The following is a 6143-nucleotide window of genomic DNA, read 5'->3' as shown; positions in this document are numbered from 1 at the left end:
ACCCCTGGCCTGCTGGCGACATCAGCTACTCCTGTACCCGTACACAAGTCCGGCACCGCTCACGAGTCCCACAACGGTGCCGTCAGCAGCACCGACCCCCGCAACGACAGCACATCCTACGGGGCTGGCTGCGTAGGCGACGGGCCTGCCGGCAGCACGAGGCCTCGCCGATAGCGGCGGATCCACCACTGGAAAGCGTTCAATTGCGTTCGATGACCCCAATTCCTTCTTTCATGGCACATGCCACTGCAAGCGTCCGGTTCGGGCAGTGAAGCTTGGCGAGGATATTGGAAACCAGGCGCTTAACCCCGTGCTGAGAAATAGCCAGCTCCCGCGCGATCAGCTTGTTACTGTGCCCCCTCACGAGTTCAACGAGGACGTCGTACTCACGAGGCGTGAGGGTGTCGATCGCAGTGCGCTCCACCCCTTTCATGGCTTGATTACTGTCGCATCCGCGCGGACTCCCCCGCAGGAATCGAACCATCGACTCCGGAATAGGAGTCTCGCCTCGCGCGACGCGTTCGAGGGCATTCCCGAGCCTGCCAGCATTGAGCCGAGAGAGCTCGACGAAGCCCGAGGCGTCGGAGGAGACGAGCTGCGCGGTGGTGGATTCACTCGAGGTGTCAACGACGACGAGCGTTCGCCCGGCTGCGTTCGGGCCATACGAGGCAGTACGGAGGTACTCCGTAGCAAGCACGACACGGACCGACGTCGACGCGTGCCGCGGGACTTGCTGCGCGTCGCTGTGGTCAATAGAGATCTTGGCGCACGGCACTGACTCCAGCAGGTGCTCCAGTCCGTACCGGAGCACCGAGTTCTCCACCGAGAGGCGAACGAGGAGCGCTGTCGACCTCGTCGACCTCGTCGACCTCGTCGTCGGGTTCGACTGCCCGGCAACATCATCCGACGGCATCGCCAGTCCGTACTCGATCACCAAACCACTCCCCCAACGGCTTGCTGCCTCACTCTCGACCAAGTACTGTACTGGTCAGTCTGATACTTTGGAATACGACGCCGGTAACGCGGTTGAACTTTGCGGAGATGGCAAGTGAACTCGAAGTGCGGCAACAACGACAACATCGGCGTACCTGCGTCGAGAGCACCAGGAGGGCGGCCGCGCGAGTACAATATTGAGACCGTCCTGGAGTCGGCAATGGAGGTCTTCTGGAGCAAGGGTTACGCAGCGGCGTCAACAGCTGAGTTGTGTGACGCCACAGGACTCGGACGCAGCAGCCTCTACAACGCCTTCGGCAGCAAGCACGAACTCTACGAAGCCGCTCTTTCTCGCTACGCCGACCGCGGCGTAGCGCTGCAGGTAGCGATTCTCGAGGCTCCGGGAACGGCGAAGACGAAGCTGCGGAACCTGATGGAATGGGTCATCGACACCGACCTGTCCGACCCGACGCGGCGCGGATGCATGACCATCAATGCCGCCACAGAGACGACCGGCCGTGATGACGCCGTGGTGAAGCTAGTGAGCGGTCAGTTCCAACGACTAGAGGCTGCCATCCACGACACGATCATCGCGGGCCAGCGCGCCGGAGAGATCACCACAAACCGCCCCGCATCAGAACTAGCACGATCATTCCTCAGCACATATTACGGACTGCGCGTGCTCGGCGCTGTAGCCGAAAGAGAAACGCTGGAAGACGTGGTACGCGGTACGGTCGACTCCCTCTAGTCTCTCATCGATCGGCAGCCGTCAGACTCTTTGTGACCATGTTTTGTACCGATCAACACAGAAAGGGTGTGGATATTCCCCTGGCGGTGTTCGTGCTGGGCTTCGGAATCTTCTCGATGACCAGTAGTGAGTTCATGATGTCCGGCCTTATGCCGCAGGTGGCTGAGGGCTTAGGGGTGTCGATTGTGGAGGTTGGCTATCTGATCTCGACGTTCGCAATCGGCATGGTGGTCGGTGGGCCACTGCTGACATTCGCCCTGCTCCGCCTGCCTCGGAAGAAGGCTCTGCTGGTGCTGGCAGCAATCTTCGTGGCGGGTGATGTGCTCGGGGCACTTGCACCCTCCTACCCTGTGATGGTGGCCGCACGGCTGATCACCGGGGTCGCATCGTCGGCCTTCTTCGGGACGTCACTGGCGGTCGCCGCGGACCTCGTCCCCGAGAATCAACGGGGTCGGGCCTCGTCGATCGTGCTGGGCGGCCTGATGATCGGCACGGTGATCGGTCTCCCTCTCGCGACTGCCGTGGGCCAGCTGACCGGTTGGCGAACCAGTTTCTGGATGATCGGATGCCTGACCGCCGCAGCGGGCGTGCTTATCGCGTCCCTCGTGCCCCGTGACAGCGTTCCGGAGCGAATCGACGCGCGGGCCGAGCTAGCGGCATTCCGTAACGGCATGCTGTGGTCCGCCTACGCCTCCAGTACTCTAATCATCGGCGCGGTGTTCGCTGGATTCAGCTACTTCACCCCGATTTTCACCCAGGTCAGCGGGTTCGATGCGGCCGCCGTGCCAGTTCTGTTGGCGGCGTATGGAATCGCGACGGTTGCTGGAAACGTCATAGTTGGACGTCTGGCGGACCGATGGACGATGTTCGTCCAGATTGGCGGCCTTATCGTTCTGACGGTGTTCCTGTCGGTATTCGCGCTCGGCGCATCCTCTAGGATCCTCGTGGTCGTGTCGCTGGTCGCGATCGGAGCGGTCGGGGTGTCGATGAATCCGGCCATGGTGGCGCGAGTGATGCGGGTCGCCGACGGCCGCCCCCTCGTGAATACTGTGCACACCTCGGTCATCAACGTTGGCATCCTGCTCGGTTCCTGGATCGGCGGGCTGACCATCAGCGCCGGCCTCGGACTGGTCGCGCCGCTGTGGACCGGTGCGGTGTTCGCGCTGCTGGCACTAGTCAGTGTGGCACCATTCGTCTACAGTCGGCGTCACGGCGCCGCACCGCGCGATTCCCAGCGTGGACTCGCAGCAGTCGACGAACCGCGCACTGGAGCGGATCCAAACAGGTCTGGAGGACACGTCTGATGAGGGCGGAGGAACGGTTCACCGGCCGGGTCGTGCTCATCACCGGCGCTGCGGGCGATCTGGGCTCTGCGCGGCCTTTGCCGCCGAGGGAGCGCACGTCGTGCTGGCAGAATCGGCCTTCGCGTCCTGCACCACGACCCTAGTGTGGTAAGTCACCTACCACCTGAAGACGACGGCCGGCGCCTCTGGCGAGGCAATTGGCGCCACTTCAATTTCGTACCGGCCGATCCAGGACTCACCCTCGTCCACGTGTTCTGGGTCCTCGATGCGGGCTATTCCCAGCAGATGCTCGCGAAAACACGTGGGATCGTTCAAATCTCCCGTGACAACGCGAGGAGCGCAGCGCAGACCACCCGGCCCTCGGACGACCGCCGTGAAGTAAGTCGCCGCCGATCCCGGCATGCGCGCATCACGTAGTTGCGGCGCAGCGTGGACAGCGGCCTCGGGCTCCGCCGCAGGACGACGAACACGCGGCTGCTGCCCCCGCGCTCCCACCAGGGCACCCCACTGCCACAACAGCTCGAACGCCCGATGCACCGTGCTCGGCGCGATGCCCTTCTCCGCTGCGAGCAGTTTCACCCCGGGCAGCCGCCCACCGTCCGGAACCTCCCCGGACTCGATCCGCTCCAGCAGTTCGACCGCCAGCTTCTCCCGAGTCGACCGCGGATCCCGGCGAACCCGCTCCAGGCTCGTCTCCGCAGCCGGACGCACCGGCATCCGCGCTCCCAGGCCGGCAGCCGCACGCTGATCGGCTTCGGACACCCACGCCGCGTAGACCCGCAGCGTCGTCACCCCTCCGCCGGAGTGACCGAGTCGGCCCGCCACCGTCCGGACATCCACTCCAGCGGCGATCAGCTCGGTCGCCGAGTAGTGCCGCAAGTTGTGCAGGTGGCTCACCACATCGACGCTCGCCGCGAGACGGGAGTACCGCTGCGAGACCGAGCCCGGCCTCCGGCACTCAGCGCCGTCGGGAGCCAGCGAGAACACGAAGGCCGCCTGAGAGAGCGGGCCCAGGCCGAGCACCCGGAACCGCTCCTCCCACCGCATCCGATGCTCCTGCAGCACCTCCACGGTCTCGTCGTCGAGCGCGAGACGACGCTGCTGGTGGGTCTTCGTGTCCTTGTCCACGACCGTGCGGCCGTTCTGGGCGACGGCACGACGAATCGTCAGAGTGCCCGTGTCCAGGTCGATGTGCGACCACCGCAACGCACACAGCTCTCCACGGCGGGCCCCGGTGGTCATGAACAACCAGACCATCGCGCCCCAGTCCGGGTCCTCCCACGCCTTGCTCACGATCAGTGCTGCTTCCGCCGGGGACGGGGGCTGCGGGTCCGGCGGCGGCTTCGCCGGCGGGGTCACCAGATCCATCGGGTTCACCGACACCCAGCTCCAACGAAGTCCCGCCTTGAACGCGCCGTTGAGCACGAAGTGGATGTGCCGGATCGTCGCGGGAGCGAGACCCACGCACTCGTGCGGCCGACAGCGCTCGTCGCACGTGTGCTCACGCGGAGTCCGATGATCAATTCGCCTGCCGCGCCCGGTGCAGTGCTCACGGCACCGGCGCAGCTCGGCGTAGAGCGCGTCGACCGCCTCCGCACCTACTCCCCCGGCGGTCTTCCGACCGAGAAACGGGCGGACGTGCCGCTCGAGGTAGCGCGTGTAAGCACGGTGCGTAGTCGCTGCCACGTCGATCGTCGCCAGGTACCGATCGAGAAGTTGATCGAGGGTGGCACTCGTCCGAGGGGTACGGCGCTCATCGATCTGATGAGTGATCCGGCGCTGAACCTTCCGCGCCTCCCGGGCCGCGGTGGGACCGGCCGGAACGGTCTCCCGAACGTAGTGGCGACGCCCCGAGACCGGGTCGATGCCGGCGTAGACGGTCACGCGGAAGCCTCCGCTCGCCAGCTTCTCGATCGCCCCCCGCGCCCGGGTCCGATGCGCCGTTGGTGCCGCCACGGGAACAAGTGTACGAACCAACTCGCACCACAAATGTATCCACGAGCGTCGGAAAACGATCATGCACTCGGCGAAACCGCAGGTCAGAGGCGTGGGCGCGGCAGGGTTCGAACCTGCGACCGCTCGGGTGTAAACCGAGTGCTCTCCCGCTGAGCTACGCGCCCGGAAACCCGGGTCCACCCCGGGCGTCGAACAGTCTCACACGGCGGCCAGGGCCCGGCGCCACCCGTCCTGGTCGCGGGGCTCCCCGGGCTGGTTGACCTCGGCGAACGACACGACGCCGTCCGGCTGCACCAGGAACGTCCCGCGCAGCGCCATGCCCTTGGCGGGGTTGAACACGCCGTAGTCCGAGGCAGCCGCTCCGTGCGGCCAGAAGTCCGACAGGAGCGGGAAGGCGAAGCCGGCCGACTCCGCCCACGCCGCGAGGGCGAAGGTCGGGTCGCACGAGATCGCCAGGACCTGCACGCGCGGGTTCTGGAAGTCCTCCAGCGACTCCCGGACCGCGGTGAGCTCGCCACCGCAGATCCCGGAGAACGCGAAGGGGTAGAAGACCAGCAGCGCCGCCCGGCCCTGCCCGAGCACCGACTCCAGCGTGACCGGAGCGCGGTGCTGGTCGGGCAGCGCGAACGGCGGCGCCACCGATCCGGCGGAAACGGTCAGCGCTTGCCCTTCCCCTGCTTCGGCGGGACCAGCTTGGATCCCACCCAGTCGTCACCCAGGGTGGCGTTGGAGGTCTGGGACAGCCCGGCGGTCGGGGCCGCCTCCGCGATCTCCGACGGCGCCAGGTGACCGTCGCGACCGGTCTTCGGTGTCAGGACCCAGACGATGCCGTCGTCGGCCAGTGGGGTGCGGGCGTCGACCAGGGTGTCGACCAGGTCGCCGTCCCCCTCGCGGAACCACAGGAGCACCACGTCGATGACCTCCTGGGCGTCCTCGTCCAGGATCTCCTCACCGATCGTGTCCTCGACGGCCGAGCGAACCTGCTCGTCGACGTCGGTGTCGTAACCCAGTTCCTGGACGATCATGCCCGGCTCCACGCCGAGCTTGCCCGCGATGTCGGCTGCACCGGCATCTGCCGCGGTCACCACTCGTTCCCCTCTCACGCTGCTCACGCAGTCCATCGTCAACGCTTCCGCGGGTGAGCGCCAGCCCCCGCGCGGAATCGGATGGCGCATCCGATCACGTGGCAGCGACCCTGTGCA

General features: G+C 66.1%; 6 protein-coding genes and 1 tRNA gene. 2 read left to right on the top strand and 5 right to left on the bottom strand.

Going from position 1 to position 6143, the window contains the following annotated elements; all coding sequences use genetic code 11:
* Window positions 1–199 precede the first annotated feature (199 nt).
* Window positions 200–934 (bottom strand): response regulator transcription factor, encoded by a 735-nt coding sequence (locus ACLE50_RS21980; RefSeq protein WP_410945513.1) that lies wholly within the window; start codon window positions 932–934, stop codon window positions 200–202.
* Between the two features lie 219 nt (window positions 935–1153).
* On the opposite strand from ACLE50_RS21980, the gene ACLE50_RS21975 reads away from it, so the two are divergent.
* Window positions 1154–1681 (top strand): TetR/AcrR family transcriptional regulator, encoded by a 528-nt coding sequence (locus ACLE50_RS21975; protein ID WP_410945512.1) that lies wholly within the window; start codon window positions 1154–1156, stop codon window positions 1679–1681.
* 68 nt (window positions 1682–1749) lie between these two features.
* Window positions 1750–2985, top strand: a complete 1236-nt coding sequence (locus ACLE50_RS21970; protein WP_410945511.1) for an MFS transporter — start codon at window positions 1750–1752, stop codon at window positions 2983–2985.
* 156 nt (window positions 2986–3141) lie between these two features.
* Here ACLE50_RS21970 and ACLE50_RS21965 read toward each other — a convergent pair whose 3' ends face one another.
* From ACLE50_RS21965 to ACLE50_RS21950, 4 genes are all read right to left on the bottom strand, one after another.
* Window positions 3142–4941 carry a tyrosine-type recombinase/integrase gene (locus ACLE50_RS21965; RefSeq protein ID WP_410945510.1) on the bottom strand — a complete coding sequence of 600 codons (1800 nt, stop codon included), beginning with the start codon at window positions 4939–4941 and terminating at the stop codon, window positions 3142–3144.
* A gap of 92 nt (window positions 4942–5033) precedes the next feature.
* Window positions 5034–5105: transfer RNA gene (locus ACLE50_RS21960), tRNA-Val, on the bottom strand.
* Between the two features lie 34 nt (window positions 5106–5139).
* Window positions 5140–5601 (bottom strand): peroxiredoxin, encoded by a 462-nt coding sequence (locus ACLE50_RS21955; RefSeq protein ID WP_410945519.1) that lies wholly within the window; start codon window positions 5599–5601, stop codon window positions 5140–5142.
* Entirely contained in the window at window positions 5598–6029 is a 432-nt protein-coding gene (locus ACLE50_RS21950; RefSeq protein WP_410945518.1) for a DUF3052 domain-containing protein, read from the bottom strand. Before ACLE50_RS21950 ends, ACLE50_RS21955 begins: the two co-directional genes overlap by 4 nt.
* Window positions 6030–6143 lie beyond the last annotated feature (114 nt).

It is taken from the genome of Pseudonocardia phyllosphaerae (genome assembly GCF_046546475.1).
GTDB lineage: Bacteria > Actinomycetota > Actinomycetes > Mycobacteriales > Pseudonocardiaceae > Pseudonocardia > Pseudonocardia phyllosphaerae.
This window is presented reverse-complemented; position numbering and strand designations above follow the sequence as displayed.

Bases quoted from the DNA above. Each gene is read 5' to 3' on its own strand.
- ACLE50_RS21975 (WP_410945512.1), top strand. From the start codon at position 1,154: ATGGAGGTCTTCTGGAGCAAGGGTTACGCAGCGGCGTCAACAGCTGAG.